Origin of the sequence: Mycobacterium sp., from assembly GCF_965229105.1 — a bacterium.
In the GTDB taxonomy this organism is placed as follows: domain Bacteria; phylum Actinomycetota; class Actinomycetes; order Mycobacteriales; family Mycobacteriaceae; genus Mycobacterium.
In genome coordinates this window covers 4,565,602-4,584,937 of sequence record NZ_OZ245858.1, presented here as the reverse complement: position 1 = coordinate 4,584,937, position 19,336 = coordinate 4,565,602, and the positions used below count along the sequence as shown (strand labels likewise).

At 65.5% G+C, this 19,336-nt stretch carries 15 protein-coding genes; 11 read left to right on the top strand and 4 right to left on the bottom strand.

Annotated elements, in window-relative coordinates; genetic code table 11:
• The first annotated feature begins 47 nt into the window (after nucleotides 1-47).
• Genes ruvC through ADBZ9O_RS21290 form a run of 4 tightly spaced genes read left to right on the top strand, consistent with a single transcriptional unit; the run spans nucleotide 48 to nucleotide 2,721 of the window.
• Complete coding sequence (ruvC, locus tag ADBZ9O_RS21305) at nucleotides 48-614, top strand: crossover junction endodeoxyribonuclease RuvC (protein ID WP_526524909.1); 567 nt, start codon at nucleotides 48-50, stop codon at nucleotides 612-614.
• Nucleotides 611-1,204, top strand: coding sequence for a Holliday junction branch migration protein RuvA (gene ruvA, locus ADBZ9O_RS21300; RefSeq protein ID WP_526524908.1), 594 nt, complete (start codon nucleotides 611-613; stop codon nucleotides 1,202-1,204). Before ruvC ends, ruvA begins: the two co-directional genes overlap by 4 nt.
• On the top strand, nucleotides 1,201-2,274 hold the full coding sequence (gene ruvB, locus ADBZ9O_RS21295; RefSeq protein ID WP_526524907.1) for a Holliday junction branch migration DNA helicase RuvB: 1,074 nt from the start codon (nucleotides 1,201-1,203) through the stop codon (nucleotides 2,272-2,274). The genes ruvA and ruvB overlap by 4 nt, the downstream gene beginning before the upstream one ends.
• 60 nt (nucleotides 2,275-2,334) lie before the next feature.
• A complete protein-coding gene (locus tag ADBZ9O_RS21290; protein ID WP_526524906.1) occupies nucleotides 2,335-2,721 on the top strand; it encodes a DUF1304 domain-containing protein in 387 nt (128 codons plus the stop codon).
• Here ADBZ9O_RS21290 and ADBZ9O_RS21285 read toward each other — a convergent pair.
• Together ADBZ9O_RS21285 and car are read right to left on the bottom strand one after the other, a co-directional pair.
• Nucleotides 2,718-3,806: a GGDEF domain-containing protein gene (locus ADBZ9O_RS21285; protein ID WP_526524905.1), complete on the bottom strand. Its 1,089-nt coding sequence runs from the start codon at nucleotides 3,804-3,806 to the stop codon at nucleotides 2,718-2,720. The two genes, ADBZ9O_RS21290 and ADBZ9O_RS21285, sit on opposite strands and share 4 nt — an antisense overlap.
• A gap of 84 nt (nucleotides 3,807-3,890) precedes the next feature.
• On the bottom strand, nucleotides 3,891-7,409 hold the full coding sequence (gene car / locus ADBZ9O_RS21280; protein WP_526524904.1) for a carboxylic acid reductase: 3,519 nt from the start codon (nucleotides 7,407-7,409) through the stop codon (nucleotides 3,891-3,893).
• A 217-nt stretch (nucleotides 7,410-7,626) separates the two neighbouring features.
• Here car and ADBZ9O_RS21275 point away from each other — a divergent pair, with 217 nt between their 5' ends.
• On the top strand, nucleotides 7,627-8,310 hold the full coding sequence (locus ADBZ9O_RS21275; RefSeq protein WP_526524903.1) for a hypothetical protein: 684 nt from the start codon (nucleotides 7,627-7,629) through the stop codon (nucleotides 8,308-8,310).
• On the opposite strand, the gene ADBZ9O_RS21270 is transcribed toward ADBZ9O_RS21275, so the two are convergent.
• Together ADBZ9O_RS21270 and gabT are read right to left on the bottom strand one after the other, a co-directional pair.
• Nucleotides 8,307-9,740, bottom strand: a complete 1,434-nt coding sequence (locus ADBZ9O_RS21270) for an aminobutyraldehyde dehydrogenase (protein ID WP_526524902.1) — start codon at nucleotides 9,738-9,740, stop codon at nucleotides 8,307-8,309. The two genes, ADBZ9O_RS21275 and ADBZ9O_RS21270, sit on opposite strands and share 4 nt — an antisense overlap.
• Nucleotides 9,741-9,751: 11 nt before the next feature.
• Nucleotides 9,752-11,092: a 4-aminobutyrate--2-oxoglutarate transaminase gene (gene gabT, locus ADBZ9O_RS21265; RefSeq protein ID WP_526524901.1), complete on the bottom strand. Its 1,341-nt coding sequence runs from the start codon at nucleotides 11,090-11,092 to the stop codon at nucleotides 9,752-9,754.
• A gap of 384 nt (nucleotides 11,093-11,476) precedes the next feature.
• On the opposite strand from gabT, the gene yajC reads away from it, so the two are divergent.
• From yajC to ADBZ9O_RS21235, 6 genes are all read left to right on the top strand, one after another.
• A complete protein-coding gene (yajC, locus tag ADBZ9O_RS21260; protein ID WP_526524900.1) occupies nucleotides 11,477-11,845 on the top strand; it encodes a preprotein translocase subunit YajC in 369 nt (122 codons plus the stop codon).
• Between the two features lie 128 nt (nucleotides 11,846-11,973).
• A complete protein-coding gene (gene secD, locus ADBZ9O_RS21255; protein WP_526524899.1) occupies nucleotides 11,974-13,893 on the top strand; it encodes a protein translocase subunit SecD in 1,920 nt (639 codons plus the stop codon).
• Nucleotides 13,894-13,897: 4 nt separating this feature from the next.
• A complete protein-coding gene (gene secF / locus ADBZ9O_RS21250) occupies nucleotides 13,898-15,190 on the top strand; it encodes a protein translocase subunit SecF (protein ID WP_526524898.1) in 1,293 nt (430 codons plus the stop codon).
• Nucleotides 15,191-15,195: 5 nt separating this feature from the next.
• On the top strand, nucleotides 15,196-16,863 hold the full coding sequence (locus ADBZ9O_RS21245; protein ID WP_526524897.1) for an ABC transporter substrate-binding protein: 1,668 nt from the start codon (nucleotides 15,196-15,198) through the stop codon (nucleotides 16,861-16,863).
• Nucleotides 16,845-17,393: an adenine phosphoribosyltransferase gene (locus tag ADBZ9O_RS21240; RefSeq protein WP_526524896.1), complete on the top strand. Its 549-nt coding sequence runs from the start codon at nucleotides 16,845-16,847 to the stop codon at nucleotides 17,391-17,393. Before ADBZ9O_RS21245 ends, ADBZ9O_RS21240 begins: the two co-directional genes overlap by 19 nt.
• A 156-nt stretch (nucleotides 17,394-17,549) precedes the next feature.
• Nucleotides 17,550-19,289: a cadherin-like domain-containing protein gene (locus ADBZ9O_RS21235; RefSeq protein WP_526524895.1), complete on the top strand. Its 1,740-nt coding sequence runs from the start codon at nucleotides 17,550-17,552 to the stop codon at nucleotides 19,287-19,289.
• Nucleotides 19,290-19,336: the final 47 nt, after the last annotated feature.

The following is a 19,336-nucleotide window of genomic DNA, read 5'->3' as shown; positions in this document are numbered from 1 at the left end:
GCCGCTAAGGTATCGAACAGCTGTTCGGTCCGTAGAGGGAGCTGTGCGTGCGGGTGATGGGTGTCGACCCAGGGTTGACGCGCTGCGGGTTGTCGATGATCGAAAGTGGTCAGGGCCGCGCGGTGATCGCACTGGATGTCGATGTGGTCCGCACGCTTGCCACTGAGCCGTTGCACCGGCGATTGCTGGTGATCAGCGATACCGTCGATCACTGGATGGACACCCACCAGCCCGACGTCGTCGCCATCGAGCGCGTTTTCGCCAACCAGAACGCGAACACGGCAATGGGTACCGCGCAGGCCGGCGGCGTCATCGCCTTGGCGGCCGCCAAACGCGATATCGACGTACACTTCCACACGCCCAGCGAGGTCAAGGCCGCCGTCACCGGTAACGGTCGTGCCGATAAGGCCCAGGTGACGGAGATGGTCACCAGAATCCTTGCGTTACAACAGAAGCCGACACCCGCCGACGCTGCAGATGCGTTGGCGTTGGCGATCTGTCACTGCTGGCGAGCGCCGATGATCCAGCGGATGGCGAAGGCCGAGGCGATGGCCGATGAGCAGCGCAAGAAGTATCAGGCGACACTGCGAGCCAAAGCGAAGGCGGCCCGATGATTGCCTCAGTCCGCGGTGAGGTCATCGTCATCGCGCTGGATCACGCGGTCATCGAAGCCGCCGGTGTCGGCTACAAGGTGATGGCCACGCCGGCCACCCTGGCGACGCTGCGCCGCGGTGACGAGGCCCGCCTGATCACGGCGATGATTGTCCGCGAGGACTCGCAGACGCTGTACGGCTTCGAGGATGCCGACGCACGCGACCTGTTCCTCACCCTGCTCGGGGTGTCCGGGGTCGGGCCCAAGATCGCGTTGGCGACACTGGCCGTCTACGACGGACCCACGCTGCGCCAGGCGCTGGTCGACGGTGATGTCACGGCGCTGACCCGGGTACCGGGCATCGGGAAACGCGGCGCCGAGCGCATTGTGCTGGAACTGCGCGATAAGGTCGCCGCCTCGGGCGTGGCCGCCAGCGCGACGGTGGTCTCCGGGCACGGGATGCGCGGCCTGGTGGTGGAAGCCCTTGTCGGCCTTGGGTTCCCGGCGAAACAAGCCGAAGAGGCCACCGACTCGGTGCTTGCGCTTGATGACGCGGCCACCACCTCCAGTGCGCTGCGCTCAGCGCTGTCGCTGCTGGGGAAGACGAAATGAGCAGATTCGAACCCGACCTCGACGAGGAGGACCCCGGCGACGATCGGGACCTGTCGCCTGCGTTGACCGTCGGTGAGGGTGACGTCGATGCCAGCCTTCGGCCCAAGTCGCTCAAGGAGTTCATCGGTCAGGCCAGGGTGCGTGAGCAACTGTCGCTGGTCTTGGAGGCCGCCAAGAACCGCGGCGGTACACCGGATCACATCCTGCTGGCGGGTCCGCCGGGGCTGGGCAAGACATCGCTGGCGATGATCATCGCCGCGGAGATGGGTACCTCGCTGCGCGTGACATCGGGTCCGGCGCTGTTGCGTGCGGGCGATCTGGCCGCCATGTTGTCCAATCTCGTCGAACACGATGTGCTGTTCATCGACGAGATCCACCGCATCGCCCGGCCCGCCGAAGAAATGCTGTATCTGGCGATGGAGGACTTCAGGGTCGATGTCGTCGTGGGGAAAGGCCCAGGGGCGACCTCGATTCCGCTTGAGGTCGCGCCGTTCACCCTCGTTGGCGCCACCACCCGCTCCGGAGCGCTGACCGGCCCGCTGCGGGACCGCTTCGGGTTCACCGCACAGATGGACTTCTACGAACCCGCCGATCTGGAACGCGTGCTGACTCGGTCTGCGGGCATTCTCGGTATCGAATTCGCCACCGACGCGGGCGCCGAGATCGCCCGACGGTCCCGTGGCACTCCCCGCATCGCGAACCGGTTGTTACGTCGGGTCCGTGACTACGCCGAAGTGCGCGCCGACGGTGTCATCACCCGCGATGTCGCGAAAGCGGCACTGGCGGTGTACGACGTCGACGAACTGGGCCTGGACCGGCTCGACCGCGCAGTGCTTTCAGCCCTGACGCGGAGCTTCGGTGGAGGACCGGTCGGTGTATCGACACTTGCCGTTGCCGTCGGGGAGGAGCCCACCACGGTCGAGGAGGTCTGCGAGCCGTTCCTGGTGCGCGCCGGGATGGTCGCCAGGACCCCCCGCGGGCGGGTGGCGACAGCGTTGGCCTGGACCCATCTGGGCATGACACCGCCACCGCGCGCCGCCGGGCTGGGGCAACACGGTTTATTCGAGTAGCTGTCCTATGCTTCGCTGGCTTACCCCCGAAAACGGGGCCCCAGAGAACGTAGGAGTCTGATGATCTACGCAGCCCTGATTGTCGCGAGTCTGGCCGCGGTCCTGCATGTCTACATCTTCGTGATGGAGGCGTTCACCTGGACCTCCCCGCGGACCAGGGCGGTGTTCGGCACCACGGCCGAAGAGGCCGAAACCACCAAACTGTTGGCCTTCAACCAGGGCTTCTACAACCTGTTCCTGGCGATCGTCACGGCGATCGGCATCGTGGCTCTCGCCCAGGGCCACTCCGGCGTCGGGGCGGCACTGGTCTTCGCCGGTGTCGGGTCGATGGCCGCGGCAGCGGTGGTGCTGGTCGCGTCGTCGCCGGACAAGGCGCGCTCGGCGTTGATCCAGGGCACGTTCCCCGTCATCGCGGTGATCCTGCTGGCGATCACCGTCAGCACCTAGCGCGGAGGCCGGGGGAGCATCGCTCCGCTATAGCGAATCTGGTTGCCGCCACAGCGTTTTGCCTCATACATGGCGGCATCGGCCGCCTCGATCAGATGATCGATGACGCGCAGTGTGGCGTCATCGCCGCCGGACGAGAGCGTGGTGACAGACGCGACGCCGATGCTGGCCGTCACCCGCCATGGTGTGGTTCTGACCGCATCGAGCATCTTCTCGGCCGAGGAGCGTGCGTCGTCGCCGTCGGTGGTCTCGGCGATCAGGAACTCTTCGCCGCCTACGCGTGCGACCACCGAGTTGGCCTTGCTGGCCCGGTGCAGGTTATCGGCGACGGCGACCAGAATTCGATCTCCGATGGCATGGCCCTCGCGGTCGTTGACTCTTTTGAAACCGTCGAGGTCGACCATCATGACGGTGAACGACGGGGCCGGTGTCGCCGCCAGCATCTCCAGCGTCGAGCGCTGGAAACCCCGCCGGTTGCGCAACCCGGTCAACGGATCGACATGCGACATCAGCGCATCGAGGGTGAGCAGATGCAGGAGTACCTGGCCGGCGAACGGTACGGCGAGCACTGCGATGGCGATCGCCAACAGATGGCCCATTGCCAGCGCGGGATCACCCGAGAGTGCCACCCGCACAGCGCACCCGATGGTGGCCAGCGTCGCGTTGGTCAACGTGAAGACGAGCAGGCGGCTGGAGTGGAACAGGGCCACGTAGCCGGCGACCGGCGCGAACGAGGTGCACGCCAACAATCCGGTCAAGGGATCGCCCGCCACCGCGCATGCCGCGGTCACGCAGGCGTTGGCGCCGATGGCGAACAGGGTGGATTCGCGATGGGTGGGCCAGTGCGCGAACCACAGCCAGGCGCCGGCGGCGCACAGCGTCGAGATCAGGATCGCGATCCCGGTACCGAGCCGGCCCTGCGGGCCGGCCGGACTCCACAACATCATGATGGGCACGGCACCAAAGAGTGCGACGATCACGCCGACGGTATAGCGGGTGACGGTCAACGCCCCGCGCGAACCGAGATAACCGGACAGCCAACCGTACTGGTCGGGTTGCTGCCACCACAGCCTTACCCATTTCACGGCGCCCTCGTGCGTTGGTCAGCGCCCTCCGGCGCGATACCCGGTGCCCGTCACCGGGTATCGCCACGTTACCAACGTGCCAGGTCAGAGAAGACCCAGTAACTCCAAGTTGGTGATGTACTGGACGATCACCGGCGCGGTGATATGCGGAATATCTTTATCCGGGCCAATTTTCGCGTCCTGGACCGCGGCGCGGAATCTGTCGGTCGGTGCTATCGACCCGCGCAGCGGTGGCTCCGGGTGCTGGTAGTTGTGCAGCAGCGGCAACAACGACGCCTGGCGCTGCTTATCCGGGAGCGACCGCAACGTCGTCTCGAACCGTGACAGCCACGACGGGTAGTCCGGCATCCGCACAATCGGGTAGCCGGCCTCGACGAGCCAGTCGACGAAGGTATCCATGCTGATCCCGTCGTCATAGGGGTTCATCACGTGATAGGTCTCGAACCCCTCGACCACATTCGCGCCCAGGGTCGAGATCGACTCGGCGATGAACTCCACCGGCAGACCGTCGTAATGCGCCCGCTGCGGACTGCCGTCGGTGTCGAGCTGATAGAACGACCCCGGTGCGACGCCGGTGGACACCAGGCTGAACATCATCCGGGTGAACATGTCGGGCAGGTTGAGCTGGCCGGCGTAGGTGGTGTCGGCCAGGATCATGTCGCAGCGGAACACCGAAGCCGGTAGCCCGAAGTGCTCGTTGGCTTCGCGCAGCAGCACTTCGCCGCCCCACTTGCTGTTGCCGTAACCGTTGGCGTAGCTGTCGTCGACGGCGCGGGTGGCGCTGATCACGCGGACGTCGGCGTCCTCGACATTGTCGGCGGGATCGATCCCGGCCCCGACGGCCATCGTCGACACGTAGATGAACGGCTTGATCTTGGTGGTCAGCGCGATGCGGATCAGCTCGGCGGTGCCAAGAACGTTCGGACCGAACAGCTCGCTGTAGGGCAGCACATGGTTGACCAGCGCGGCCGGGTCGACGATCAGGTCGACGGTATCGGCCAGTCGCTGCCACGTCGCATCGTCGAGGCCGAGGGTCGCTTCGCCCTTGTCGCCGGCGAACACTTCGAGGTGCTCGGCAGCCATGGCGTGGTAGTGCGCAAGCAGTTTCGGGTCACCGCTGTCGAACGTCGCGTCGAGGCGGGCCCGCGCGGCTTCGTCGGACTTGGCGCGGACCAGGCAGATCACCTTGCCGTCGACCATGTCCATCCGCTCCAGCCATTCCAGGGCCAGGTAACGACCGAGGAAGCCGGTGGCGCCGGTCAGCAGGACGGTGCGCACCTCCGACGAGGCGCGCGGCAGCGATGGTGCGGCCGCGAGGATGTCGGCGTCGAGGAACTTCTCCAGCGTCAGATCGCCGGCATGCACCTCGGTGGCGTCCCTACCGTGCACCGCGCTGTAGGTGGGCCGCTTGGACCCGCCGCTGCGCTCGGTGTCGATGTAGTCGGCGATGGACTGTAGGTCAGATGCCGGGCTGACGATCACGCCGACCGGCACGTCCACGTCGAAGATCTCACGCAGAAGGTTGCCGAATGTCAAGGCGGACAAGGAATCTCCGCCGAGGTCAGTGAACTGAGCATGGGGCTGCAGATCGCCTGCGGATGCCCCGAGCAGCGCGCCGGCGGCACGGCTGACCGTTTCGAGCGCCGAGCCTGCTGCACCGCTCTGACGCAGGGCACGCAGTTCGTTGGCCTGACCGTCGGCGAGATCGACGTAAAGCTGTTCGAGTTCGGCGCTGTAGCGTTCCTTCAGCTTGGGCCACGCCAGCTTGCGGATACCGGTCAGCAGACCGTTCTCCAACGTGAAAGGTGTTGTCTCCACCAGGAAGTCCCGAGGCACTTCATACGACTGCAGTCCAGCAGAGCGGGCGGCCTCCTTCAGTGAATCGTTGAGCTGAGATTTCAGCGCATCCTCGGCGTAACTGTCGATCGCCTCCTGGGTGGGTACGACGACTGCCAGCAGGTACGGCCGCGCGCTGTTGCCGTAGATGTAGATCTGGCGCACCAGTGGACTGTCGTTGAAGGCCGCCTCCAGCTTCGACACGGTGACGAACTCGCCTTGGGACAGCTTGAGCACATTGTTGCGGCGATCCACGTACACCAGATGGTCGGGTGCGGGCTCGGCCACGATGTCGCCGGTGCGGTAAAAGCCGTCCTCGGTGAACATTTCGGCGGTGATTTCGGGCCGCTTGTAGTAGCCGGGGAACAGCTGCTCGGATTTCACCAGCAGCTCACCGCGCGGATACGGCTGATCGGTGTGGAAGTAGCCCAGCTCGGGAACGTCGACGAGCTTGTAGTCGATCACCGGTGGACGGCGGACCTGACCGTCGACGAAGACCGCACCGGCCTCGGTGGACCCGTAGCCCTCGAGCAGATGCATGTCCAGGAAGGTCTCCACCCAGGCTTTGAGCTCGGGGGAGATGGGCGCGGATCCGGTGACCGCGGTGACGAACCGGCCGCCCAGCAGGCTCTGGCGCAGTTCGGCCAGCAGTTGCGGGTCGTCGTTGGCCACACCGCGACGATCGGCTTGACTCTGCGATTCCTGGAACAGCATGTCCCAGATCCGTGGGACGAAATTGAGCTGCGTCGGGCGGGCGAGTGCGAGATCGTCGAGGAAGGTCGACAGATCGCTGCGGGCCGCGAAGTACACCGTGCCGCCGGCGGCCAGCGAGCCGTAGAGGATGCCGCGGCCCATCACGTGGCTCATCGGCAGGAAGCTCAGCGTGATCGACGGCAGCACGCCCTGGTTCTCGTCCCAGTGTGAATTGGCCGCGGCGCGCCACATGTTCCCGACCTTGGACTCCGGGTAGATGGCCCCTTTCGGGGCGCCGGTGCTCCCCGAGGTGTAGATGAGCAGTGCCAGTGGATCGGCATCCCCGTCCGAGCTGTCGGCAACCGCGCTCGGCTGAGTCGGGTTGGCGGCACCGCGGTGGAGAACGTCGGCCAGGGTCTCTACGACGACCGGGCTGTCCTCGCGCGCCAACTCCGCCCTCGCATCGTCGAACGCCTCCCGCTGGTCGTCGATCTCGGGATGAAAATCGAACACCACCAGCGATGTGGCGGTAGGGGCGGTGCGGATCAGTGCGACGGCGTCGGCGAGATAGTCGATGCTGGACGCGATCAGGGTGGGTTCGGTCTCGGCGATGATGGGCTGCAGCTGTGCGACGGCGGCGCTGGTCTGCAGCGGGACCGACACAGCGCCCAGTTGGGTCAGCCCGGTATCGATGGTGGTGTAGTCGACACTGGTGAAACCGAGGATGGCGACCCGGTCACCGACCTTCACCGGAGCGCCACGCAGGCCGTCGGCAAAGCGCTCGACGCGGTCCCACAGCTCGCCGTAGGTGACCGTTTCGAAGTGCGGTAGCAACGTCGCGGTGGTGCGACCGGTCTGCGGGTCGTCAACGAAGCTGATCGCGCGCTGGCCCAGCGCGGGCCGCTCGGCGTACCCCTGCACGACGGTTTGCACGATCTGTGCCAATCGCAGCCCGGGTTCGTCGGCGGCGGCGCTGACTGCGTCGCTCGGCCGTGAATCAGCGAACTGCTGGTCAGTGGCGTACAACTGGGCAATGCGGCCCGCAAGCCGCTCCTCACGAGTATCAATCGACATAACAAATCCCCTGCAGAATGACTAAGAGTTTTCAAGCGCAATTCCGCGCTCGACAGGAACTACGTTAGCAAATCTAACTTTATTCCTTGCCGTCGCCGAGCTGTCAATGTGCTGTGAAACCTCGACGTGTGGCGTCGGTCACAGCAAACGGCCCGAGGTGGGGGTTGATTTGGGTCCGCCGTCGGCGGGTACCCGCCTGCCAACCTGAGGAGGCCTCATGAACAACCTCGTGAATAACACGGACATGAACACCATGGACCGTCCGACGCGCAGGGGCGGTCGTATGCAGATACCCCGCAGTCGGGGCGCCGCCAGCGGATTTCTGCTCATCGCCCTGGGTTTGTGGGGCGCCTTGGTCCCCTTCATCGGGCCGTATTTCGATTTCGCCTTCACCCCCGAACAACCCTGGGTGTGGACGGACGCCAGGGGATGGCTGGAAGTGCTGCCGGGCGTGGTCGCGGTCATCGGTGGGCTGTTGCTGCTGCGATCCCGCAACCGGGCGACGGCGATGCTCGGTGGCTGGCTCGGTGTCCTCGCCGGTGCCTGGTTCATCGTCGGCCGGGCGTTCGCGCAGGTGCTGGCCATCGGTGACATCGGAGCGCCGTACGCAGTGACCGCGGCGAAGACCACTGCGCTCGAACTCGCGTTCTTTTCCGGTATCGGAGCGTTGATGGTCTTTCTGGCCGCAGCCGCCCTCGGTCGGCTCTCGATCCGCAGCCTGCGCGACGTCGACTACGCACAGCGCGTTGCCGATACCGGCGCGCAACCGGTGATGGCCGAGCCGGCGCCGGTCATCCACAGCGACAGCGAGACTGGGCCACTTCCGGAGCAGCAGGGCCGCTCACGCGGTCGGCGTCTGAGCGGAATCTTCCGCCGCCGTCGGACACCGGTTTCGCACTAACCGGTGTAGACCATCACATGCTTGATCCGGGTGTAGTCCTCGAACCCGTACATCGACAGGTCCTTACCGTGGCCGGATGATTTGAAGCCGCCGTGCGGCATCTCGGCGACCAACGGGATATGGGTGTTGATCCATACGCAGCCGAAGTCCAGCGCATTGGACATCCGGATCGCCGTCGAAATGTCCTTGCTCCACACCGACGACGCCAGCGCGAACTCGACACCGTTGGCCATGGCGAGTGCTTCTGCCTCGTCGGTGAAACTCTGCACGGTGATCACCGGCCCGAAGATCTCGGTCTGGATCATCCGGTCATCCTGTTTCAATCCGCCGACGACTGTCGGTGCCACGTAGAACCCGCTGTCTCCCTGGCGTTTTCCGCCGATGGCGACGTTCGCGTGATCGGGCACATCGTCGAAGAAGCTGAGCACCCGCTCCATCTGGTGGACGTTGTTGACCGGCGGAACCCAGGCGTCCTGGTCATCGGCGGCTCTGCCGTAGGTGGTCTCGGCGGCCTTGGCCTGGTCGGCCAGTGCGGCAGTCAACTCGTCGACCACCGAAGCGTGCGCGAGCACTCTGGTGGCCGCCGTGCAGTCCTGGCCGGCGTTGAAATAGCCTGCGGCGGCAATACCTTCGGCCGCGCTGGCGATATCGGCGTCAGCGAAAACAATGACCGGTGCCTTACCGCCGAGCTCCAGATGAGTGCGCTTGAGGTGGCCGCCCGCGCTGACAGCCACGGCGCGACCGGCTGCCACCGACCCGGTGATCGACACCATCTGCGGGGTGGGATGTGCGACGAGCGCGGCTCCGGTCACCCGATCGCCGGTGACGACATTGAGCACGCCGGGTGGAAAGTGTTTGGCCGCAAGCTCGGCCAGCATCACCGTGGTCACCGGGGTGGTGTCGCTGGGTTTGATCACCACGGTGTTCCCCGCCGCGACGGCGGGACAGAACTTCCAGATCGCCATCATCATCGGGTAGTTCCACGGCGCCACCTGTCCGATGACGCCGACTGGTTCGCGGCGGATCCACGAGGTGTGCCCTGCCATGTACTCGCCGGCGGATTTACCTTCCAGAATGCGGGCAGCGCCGGCGAAGAAGCGGATCTGATCCACCATCGGCGGAATCTCTTCGGCCCTGGTGACATGGTTCGGTTTACCGGTGTTGCGCCCCTCGGCGGCCACCAGTTCGTCGGCGGCGTTCTCGATATCGTCGGCAAATCCGAGCAGCGCCTTCTGGCGATCCGCAGGGGTGGTGCGCTTCCAGTCCGTGAAGGCCCGAGCCGCTGCGGCGTACGCGGTGTCGATGTCCTGGCTGTTGGACACCGGTGCGGTGCCGTACTTTTCGCCGGTGGACGGGTCCACCAGCGGCATGGTGGCACCGCTGACAGAGTCGACGAGGGCACCGTCGATGAAGTTCTTGACCGTGGTCACGGAAGACTCAGCTAAAGATCGGCGAGGATCAGCGCGAGGACGTCGAGTCCTTCTTCGAGCAACTCGTCACTGATCGTCAGCGGTGGCAGGAATCGCAGGATGTTGCCGTAGGTGCCGCAGGTCAGCACAATGACCCCGGCAGCGTGCGCGGCGGTGCTGAGCTGCTTGGTGAGTTCCGGATTCGGTTCGGCGGTACCGGATTTCACCAATTCGACGGCGATCATGGCGCCGCGCCCGCGGACATCGCCGATGCGATCGTCCTCGGCCTGCAATCGGCCGAGTCGCGACTTCATCAGCGTTTCAATCTCCTTGGCGCGCGCGATGAGCCCGTCGGCTTCGATCGTCTCGACGGCCGCCAACGCCGCGGCGCAGGCGACCGGATTACCGCCGTAGGTGCCGCCGAGCCCGCCGACATGCGGAGCGTCCATGATTTCGGCTCGGCCGGTGACGGCCGAGAGGGGCAGGCCGCCGGCGATGCCCTTGGCGGTGACGATCAGATCGGGTTCGATGCCTTCGTGCTCGCAGGCGAACATCGCGCCGGTGCGGGCGAAACCGGTCTGCACTTCGTCGGCGATGAACACCACGTCGTTATCGCGGCACCACCTCAGCAGCGCGGCCAGGAATCCGTCGGCGGGCACGATGAAACCGCCCTCGCCCTGAATGGGTTCGATGATCACCGCGGCCAGGTTGGCGGCGCCAATCTGCTTGTCGATCACGTCGATGGCTCGCTTCGCCGCGAGTTCGCCGTCGGTGGCCAGTTCTTTGTCGATCAGGCCGTCGCGGTACGGGTAGGACAGCGGCGCCCGGTAGATCTCCGGGGCGAACGGGCCGAAACCACTCTTGTAGGGCATGGACTTCGCGGTCAGCGCCATCGTCAGGTTGGTGCGACCGTGATAGGCGTGGTCGAACGCGACGACCGCAGACTTGCCGGTGTACGAGCGTGCGATTTTGACCGCGTTCTCCACTGCTTCGGAGCCGGTGTTGAACAGTGCGGAACGTTTTTCCCCCGATCCTGGGGTCAACCGGTTGAGCTGTTCGCACACCGAGACGTAGCCGTCGTACGGGGTGACCATGAAGCAGGTGTGAGTGAACAGGGCGACCTGTTCCTGCACCGCGGCGACAACTCTGGGCGCGGAGTTGCCGACGGTGGTCACGGCAATCCCCGCGCCGAGGTCGATCAGGCGGTTCCCGTCGACGTCCTCGACGATGCCGCCGCCCGCGCGTTGGGCGAACACCGGCATCGTGGTGCCGACACCGCGGGAGACGGCGGCAGATTTGCGCTTGGCCAGCTCCAGTGAGAGGGGTCCGGGGATCTCGGTTGCCAGCAGGCGGCTCTGTTCGAGGGTGCTCACGTCGTTACTCCTAGGCAGGGCTTTGGGTCGCGGGTTGAGCCTAGTCGGGCGGGCGCCGCCCGCGACCGGAAAGCCCCGCCGTCGCCGCAACTCACGGCTGATTCCGGATCTGTTCCTCCGGTTCGCCGCCGGATTCATCGGTATTGCGCCGAACGGGTCGTCGTTGCTCGGGGCGGGCCGGGCGTGCTCGAACACCCCGCCAAGGTGCCTACACGACTGGCCCCGGCAGGCGGTACCGGTCGGTGATTGGGCCGCGCAATGGCACACTGGTCTCCTAGCAGGCGCTGTGACCTGCCGGTCACCGGCGCCGCGTCCCAGGAAACACATCACACATGCAGCACGTATCCCGATAAGCCACGACACGGCTAGAGAGACAGAGTTCCCATGGATTTGGCCATCATGCTTCCCCTGCTGATTGCCTTCGGCGCCTTGATCTTCTTCAATTCGCGCCGCCAGAAGAAGGCGATGCAGAAGACGATCAACCTGCACGACTCGTTGACCATCGGCGATCAGGTGCACACCACCTCTGGTCTGAAAGCCAGTATCACCGGCATCAACGATGACTACGTCGACCTGGAGATCGCCCCCGGCGTCATCACCACCTGGATGAAGCTGGCGATCCGCGACCGTATCGAACCCGATACCGACGATGACGACGACGAGATCGACGCAGCTCCGGAGGCCTCGAGGGCCACCGAGATCACCGACAGCACCGGCGTCGCGCCGGCTTCTTCCGACCCCGAACGGCCCTAGGACTGATCGTCAGGTCGAGCACGTACCCTTTGCGGGTGCGCGCGCGCCCTCGTAGCGATGCGGGCCCACATTGGCGCGCATGCGCAAGCAGGTCATGCCTGCCTTGAACTCGGAGGAGACACAACAACGTGGCATCGTCTACGGCGCCGGTGCACCCGTACCGCTACCTGACGCTGTTCCTGGTCTTGCTCATCGGCGCGTTCGCGCTGGTGTATCTGACCGGGGATAAGCAGGCCAAGCCGAAACTCGGCATCGACCTACAGGGCGGTACCAGGGTCACGCTCACTGCGCGTACGCCTGACGGGTCGGCGCCCACCCGCGAGGCGCTGTCGCAGGCTCAGCAGATCATCACCTCCCGCGTCGACGGGCTTGGTGTCTCGGGCTCTGAAGTGGTCATCGACGGGGACAACCTCGTGATCACCGTGCCCGGTAACGACAGCAGCGAAGCGCGCAACCTCGGTCAGACCGCCAAGCTCTACATCCGCCCGGTGGTCCACGCCGTTCCGGTGTCGCAGCTCGCGAACCTGCCCGCCGGCGCGCCCGGTCAGGCACCGCCCGGACAGGCACCCCCCGGTCTGCCGCCCGGCGCGATCCCCGGTGTTCCCGGTGGCTTGCCGCCCGGCGCACTGCCGCCCGGTGCGATCCCTCTCGCGCCCGGTGCTCCTCTGGCCCCCGGTGCCGTGCCAGGCGCGGACGCCGGCGCACCGGCGGCCCCGCCTGCGGAATCCCTCCCCGGTGAACAGCCCCCTGCCCAGCCGCGGCCGTACCCGCTGGCGCCAGGAGACCCCACACCGTCGCCCACGCCGGGAACCGAGGCACCCGCGCCCGGTTCCGAGGCGCCTGCACCGGGAGCACCTGCTGCTCCGCCCGCAACCGCACCCGCGCCCGGCGCACCAGCCGCACCGGGTGCCCCGCCGACGCCACCGGATCCACGCAAAGACCTCGCTCAGCGGATCGCCTTCGAAAAGCAGCTCCGTCAGAGCACCAATCAGAACGTGCAGATTCTGGCCATCCAGTACCAGGCCGGTCGCTGCAATGACGATGACGTGCTGGCCGGTAACGACGATCCGAACCTGCCGCTGATCACCTGCTCCACCGATCACCAGACGGTGTATCTGTTGGACAAGTCGATCATCAGCGGTGAGCAGATCGAAAGCGCCTCGTCGACCTTCGATCAGCAGGGTGCCCGCTACGTCGTGGACGTGAAATTCAAGAGCGATGCCGCCGACATCTGGGCGAACTTCACCGCCGCCAACATCGGGACGCAGACCGCGTTCACACTGGACTCGCAGGTGGTGTCGGCTCCGCAGATCCAGGAAGCCATCCCCGGTGGCAATACCCAGGTCACCGGGCAGTTCACCGCCGATTCCGCGCGCGAGCTCGCCAACGTCCTCAAATACGGCTCACTGCCGTTGTCTTTCGAGTCATCCGAAGCCGAAACTGTTTCCGCCACTTTGGGATTGACCTCCCTGCGGGCGGGTCTGATCGCAGGCGCGATCGGACTGGCGCTGGTGCTGTTGTACTCGCTGGTGTACTACCGGGTGCTTGGCCTGTTGGTCGCGCTGTCGCTGGCCGCCTCCGGTGTGATGGTGTACGCGATCCTGGTGCTGCTGGGCAGATACATCGGCTACACCTTGGACCTGGCGGGTATCGCAGGTCTGATCATCGGCATCGGCACCACAGCCGACTCGTTTGTGGTGTTCTTCGAACGCATCAAGGACGAGATCCGTGAAGGCAGATCGTTCAGGTCGGCGGTGCCTCGTGGTTGGGCCCGCGCCCGAAAGACGATTCTGTCGGGTAACGCGGTCAGCTTCATCGCCGCCGCGGTCCTCTACGTCCTGGCCGTCGGGCAGGTGAAGGGTTTTGCCTTCACCCTCGGTCTGACCACGATCCTCGACGTCGTGGTCGTATTCCTGGTCACCTGGCCGCTGGTGTACCTGGCCTCGAAGTCGCCGTTGCTGGCCAAGCCGGCCTTCAACGGCCTAGGCGCGGTCCAGCAGATCGCCAGGGAACGCCGCGCAGCCGCAACTACGACGGAACGGGGGTAGGCGCATGGCCGACGCAGACGACACCAAAAGGGTCTCCGATGTCGACATCGAAGCCTCCGATGCCGAACTGACCGAAAGCTCTGCTACCGAAATCTCGGATTCGACACAGCTGCCGCACCACGGGTTCTTCACCCGCCTCTACACCGGCACCGGCGCGTTCGAGGTTGTCGGTCGACGCAAGCTGTGGTTCGCGATCAGTGGGGCGATGGTCGCTGTGGCCATCGCGAGCATTCTGCTGCGCGGCTTCACGTTCGGTATCGACTTCGAGGGCGGCACCAAGGTCTCGTTCCCCCGTGGCACCGCACAGACCGAGCAGGTCGAGCAGGTGTTCCGGGAGGCTCTGGGCAATGATCCGGAATCTGTGGTCATCGTCGGCAACGGAGAAGCGGCGACAGTGCAGATCCGTTCCGAGACCCTGTCCAACGAAGAGACCGCGAAACTGCGGGACGCGCTGTTCGACAAGTTTCAGCCGCGCGGTGACAACGGGCAGCCCGATAAGCAGGCCATCAGCGATTCGGCGGTCTCGGAAACCTGGGGCGGTCAGATCACCAAGAAGGCACTGATCGCGCTGGCGGTGTTCCTGGTGATCGTCGGCCTCTACATCACCGTCCGCTACGAGCGGTACATGGCGTTGTCCTCGCTCGCGGCCCTGGTATTCGACTTGCTCATCACCGCGGGCGTGTACTCGCTGGTCGGTTTCGAGGTCAGCCCGGCCACGGTGATCGGCCTGTTGACCATCCTGGGTTTCTCCCTCTATGACACCGTCATCGTGTTCGACAAAGTCGAGGAGAACACCCACGGTTTCGAGCACACCACCAGACGCACGTTCGCCGAACAGGCGAACCTGGCCATCAACCAGACCTTCATGCGGTCGATCAACACCAGTTTGATCTCGGTGCTGCCGGTGCTCGCCCTGATCATCGTCGCGGTCTGGTTGTTGGGTGTCGGCACGCTGAAGGACCTGGCGATCGTGCAGCTGGTCGGCATCATCGTCGGCACCTATTCGTCGATCTTCTTCGCGACGCCGCTGCTGGTGTCGCTGCGGGAACGCACCGACCTGGTCAAGAGCCATACGCGCCGGGTGATGAACCGCCGCAAGAAGGTCACCGGTACCCCCGCCACGGCGGGCGGCACCGATAGTGCCGAACCGGTATCGGCCACCAGCGGGGCCCGGACGGCCACCGTGGCGGCGACGGGAACCCCCGCGCCGAGCAAACCAGCACCAGGGGTCCGGCCGTCGCGCCCGACGACCAGCCGTACCGGACGCCCGACGGGTAAAAGAAACACCAGGGGATAGCCGCGATGGCTGCCAAGGTTCGGCGCTTCCCCGGCGTTGCGGTCGCGGTCGCCGCCGTCGCGGCGTTGGTGGGTTCGATTGGCCTGACGTCCTGTTCGCAGGGCGCGGCGGACCAGATCGACTACGCGGTCGACGGCAGCCTGGTCACCTACAACACCAACACCGTCAACGGTGCCGCGTCCAGCGGACCACAGGCGCTGGCGCGGGTGCTGACCGGGTTCGGCTATCACGGCCCCGATGGCCAGGTGGTCGCCGATCACGACTTCGGGTCGGTCTCGGTCGTCGGTCGTGAACCATTGGTGCTCGACTACCAGATCGCCGATAACGCAGTCTATTCCGACGGTAAACCCATCACCTGTGACGATATGGTGCTGACCTGGGCGGCCCAGTCGGGTCGCTTCCCGGCGTTCGATTCCGCCAACCGGGCCGGCTATATCGATATCGCCGGCGTCGATTGTCAGCCAGGGCAGAAGAAGGCCAGGGTGTCGTTCGCGAATGATCGCAACTTCGCCGACTATGGGCAGCTGTTCACCGCAACATCGATGATGCCCTCGCATGTCATTGCCGACGAGCTCGGGCTCGGCGACGGCGGGGTGGTCAACGCGGTGCAGGCCGGCAACCTGCCGGTGATCGAACAGATCGCGCAGGTATGGAACACCACCTGGGACCTCAAACCGGGTATTGACGCCAAGCGGTTCCCGTCCTCGGGGCCCTACAAGATCGACGCGGTTCAGGACGACGGTGCGATTGTCCTGACCGCCAACGACAAATGGTGGGGGACCAAACCGCTCACCAAGCGGATTACGGTGTGGCCCCGTGGGATTGATGTCCAGGACCGGATCAACGATGGCACCTTCGATATCGTCGACGCCGCGACCGGTTCGTCGGGGACGCTGACCATCCCCGACGATTACAACCGCGTCGAGACGCCCTCGGCGGGTATCGAACAGCTGATCATGTCTGGGCAGGGCCCGATGGCGGCGACGCCAGCTCGGCAGGCATTGGCACTGTGCACACCCCGCGACGTGATCGCCCGCAACGCCGAAGTGCCAATCGCCAACGCCCGGCTCAACCCGGTCACCGAAGATTCACTGTCGCAGGCGGAGTCGGCGGCCGAGGGTGGGCGGTTCAGCGTCGCCAATCCCGATGCGGCGCGCGACGCTCTCGGCGCGAAACCCCTTACGGTGCGGATCGGCTACCAGACACCGAACGCCCGCCTGGCCGCGACCGTCGGCGCGATCGCCAAGGCGTGTGGTCCTGCGGGTATCACCGTGGTGGATGCGGCCTCAGATGCCGTTGGGCCGCAGTCTCTTCGGGACGGTCTAATCGATGTGTTGCTGGCCAGTACCGGAGGCGCGGTGGGCAGCGGCTCATCGGGCTCATCGACGGTTGACTCCTACGCGCTGTTCAGCGGCGACGGGGACAACCTGTCCCGGTACAACAATGGACAGATCGACGGCATCATCAGCGCGTTGGCCGTCACGGTCGATCCCAAGGAACAGGCGCGGCTGCTTGCCGAGGGTTCGCCGGTGTTGTGGACTGATATGCCGACGCTTCCGTTGTACCGTCAGCAGCGCACGTTGCTTACGTCGAAGAATATGTACGCGGTAAGCAGTAACCCGACCCGCTGGGGTGCGGGCTGGAACATGGACCGATGGGTGCTGAAGCAATGACGTCGAGTGAATCGATCGCCGATCTCATCACCGCACTGACCCGTGAGGTGGCCGACTTCCCAGAGCCCGGTATTCAATTCAAGGATCTGACGCCACTACTCGCCGACGCGCGGGGGCTGGCCGCGGTCACCGACGCGCTCGCCGAGATCGTCTCCGGTGCCGATCTGGTCGCGGGTATCGACGCGCGCGGATTCCTGCTGGGCGCCACCGTCGCACTCAAACTCGGCGTCGGGGTGCTGGCCATCCGTAAGGGCGGCAAGCTTCCTCCGCCCGTGCACTCGCAGACCTACGACCTCGAATACGGTACGGCCACCCTCGAGATCCCTGCCGACGGTGTCGATATCGCCGGCCGCAAGGTCGTCATCATCGACGACGTGTTGGCCACCGGTGGCACGCTGGCCGCCGCGCATCGGTTGCTGCTCGCAGGCGGGGCTAACGTGATCTCCGCTGCGGTGGTGCTGGAGCTGAGCGCCCTGCCCGGCCGTGCGGCCGTCGCGCCACTGCAGGTCGCCAGCCTTCAGCTGATCTGACCGCCCAGGAGGACGGCGAGTAGACGCCAGATGTCCTCGGGTTGTTGACTTGCCCAACGAGTGCCGAACCGTCTTCCGGCAGCGTCAATTGCTCTGCCAGGCTGCAGCGGCACGCGTAGCGCTGAGCGCGCGGCTGAGGGTGGGGGAGAACGCTTCATGGGTTCATTTCGGTCGGCTTCTGGGATCACGGCCCTGGCATTCGGGCTCGGGCTTGGTGCGGCCGCCCTGGCGGGATCTGGTGTCGCAGCTGCAGATTCGGATACCCCAGCAGGAGCGTCGGCAGCCTCGGGTGCATCGGCAACGTCTCCTAAGGCGAAATCGGCAACGCCTAAACCGCTTTCGGGAAAGCCGAAGAAAACCACCGTCGTCGGGTCTGCCGCGGCTAAGGCCGATCACCCGATCGCCACCGAGTCGGTGACGAGGACCAGGACGGGCGCCACATCACGCGCGGCCGCCCTCCCGACCCCAGCCAACCCCACCGGCCCGGCCGTGCCGGCCGAGCCGCCATTGGACCCGATCACCGTCGTGCGGGTGGTGGTGGACAGCGTGGTGGCCCAGGCTGCGGGCATCCTCGGGTACGGGCCGGTCAGCGCTGACAATCCGATTCACCCGCTGCTCCCGCTGCGCACCGTGATCGAGGACGCGTTCGCCGCCATTCGCCGGGCAACTGACACCGACCCCACCAACACCATTCCGGCCCTCAATCCGACGCAGCTCTATGAGTTCGTCACCGGCGAGATCCTTGGCGATCTGTCGCCATCGGATGCTGACGGCGATCCGCTGACCTACCAGGTCGCCCAGGGGCCGACCAACGGCACTCTGACGGTCAATGCGAACGGCACGTACTACTACAAGCCGAACAACGATTTCGCCGAGGCAGGCGGCACCGACACCTTTGTCATCGTCGCCGACGACGGGCACCAGGGCCTGACGGTGGTCCCGGTCAACGTCACGGTGGCCCCCACCCTCGGAGTGACGGAGTCCTTCTGGTTCCGCAACTACACCCTGGCGCCGCTGAAGTTCACTGGCTACGTCGGCACCACGGGTGACCTCGATTCCGGCCCGGCGGTTGGCACGGTGATCCTGCCTGGCGGCGAGGCGAACTGGCACGTCACGTGGTACCTGTTCAGTTCCGGCTCCATCAGCACACAGTTCGCCACCGTAGGATTCGGCGCCACCCCGTCCAACCCCGGTTACATCCCGCCCGGTATCGGCAGCACCTACGGGGTCTCGTTCAAGACCAATTCAAGGGACACCACCTGCGGGGCTGGAAGTGGGGGCCAATGCAGCGTCCCCAATGATCGGCTGGCCGTTGCGCTGGACAGCGGGAACCCGGTTGTCACGCTCAACGCCGCGGACGCGGCCAAGATCGCGGCTGTGCTTCCCGGCATTTGCTACGACAACTCGCAGGCGTCGTGCAGCTACAACGCGATTAGCGAGGTGCCCGGCTTCACCGCGGTGCGGACGATCGGTACCCCGGTGACCAACGAGACGACGAGCCAGGTGACTTTCAGCGTCGGCATCGCCGATCAGGTGTCACAAACCGATACCGTCGGTATCAGCGTCAAGCTCTCCGGCGGGGCGCTGGCCAAGCTCGCGTCGATCATCAACATCGAGATCACGGCGAGCTATGGGCACTCGTGGACCAGCAGCCACACCTTCACCCAGACCACGAATGTCACGGTGAAACCGGGGTATACCGCGTGGATCGAAGGCTCGGCGCCCGTGTGGCGGGTGACCGGCGACTTCACCATCAAAATCGGTAACTCGACCTACCAGCTCAACGGTGCCACCTTCGACACGCCCAACCCGAACGCTGCCGGCAGCTACAACGTCAAAGAGAAGCCGATCGGATCGGTCGGCGACGGTGAGCTTGTCACGTCGGACCAGGCCTGAACAGGCCTGCTGACGCCGGTCGTCGCCAGTAGGCGATACCCTCGTGA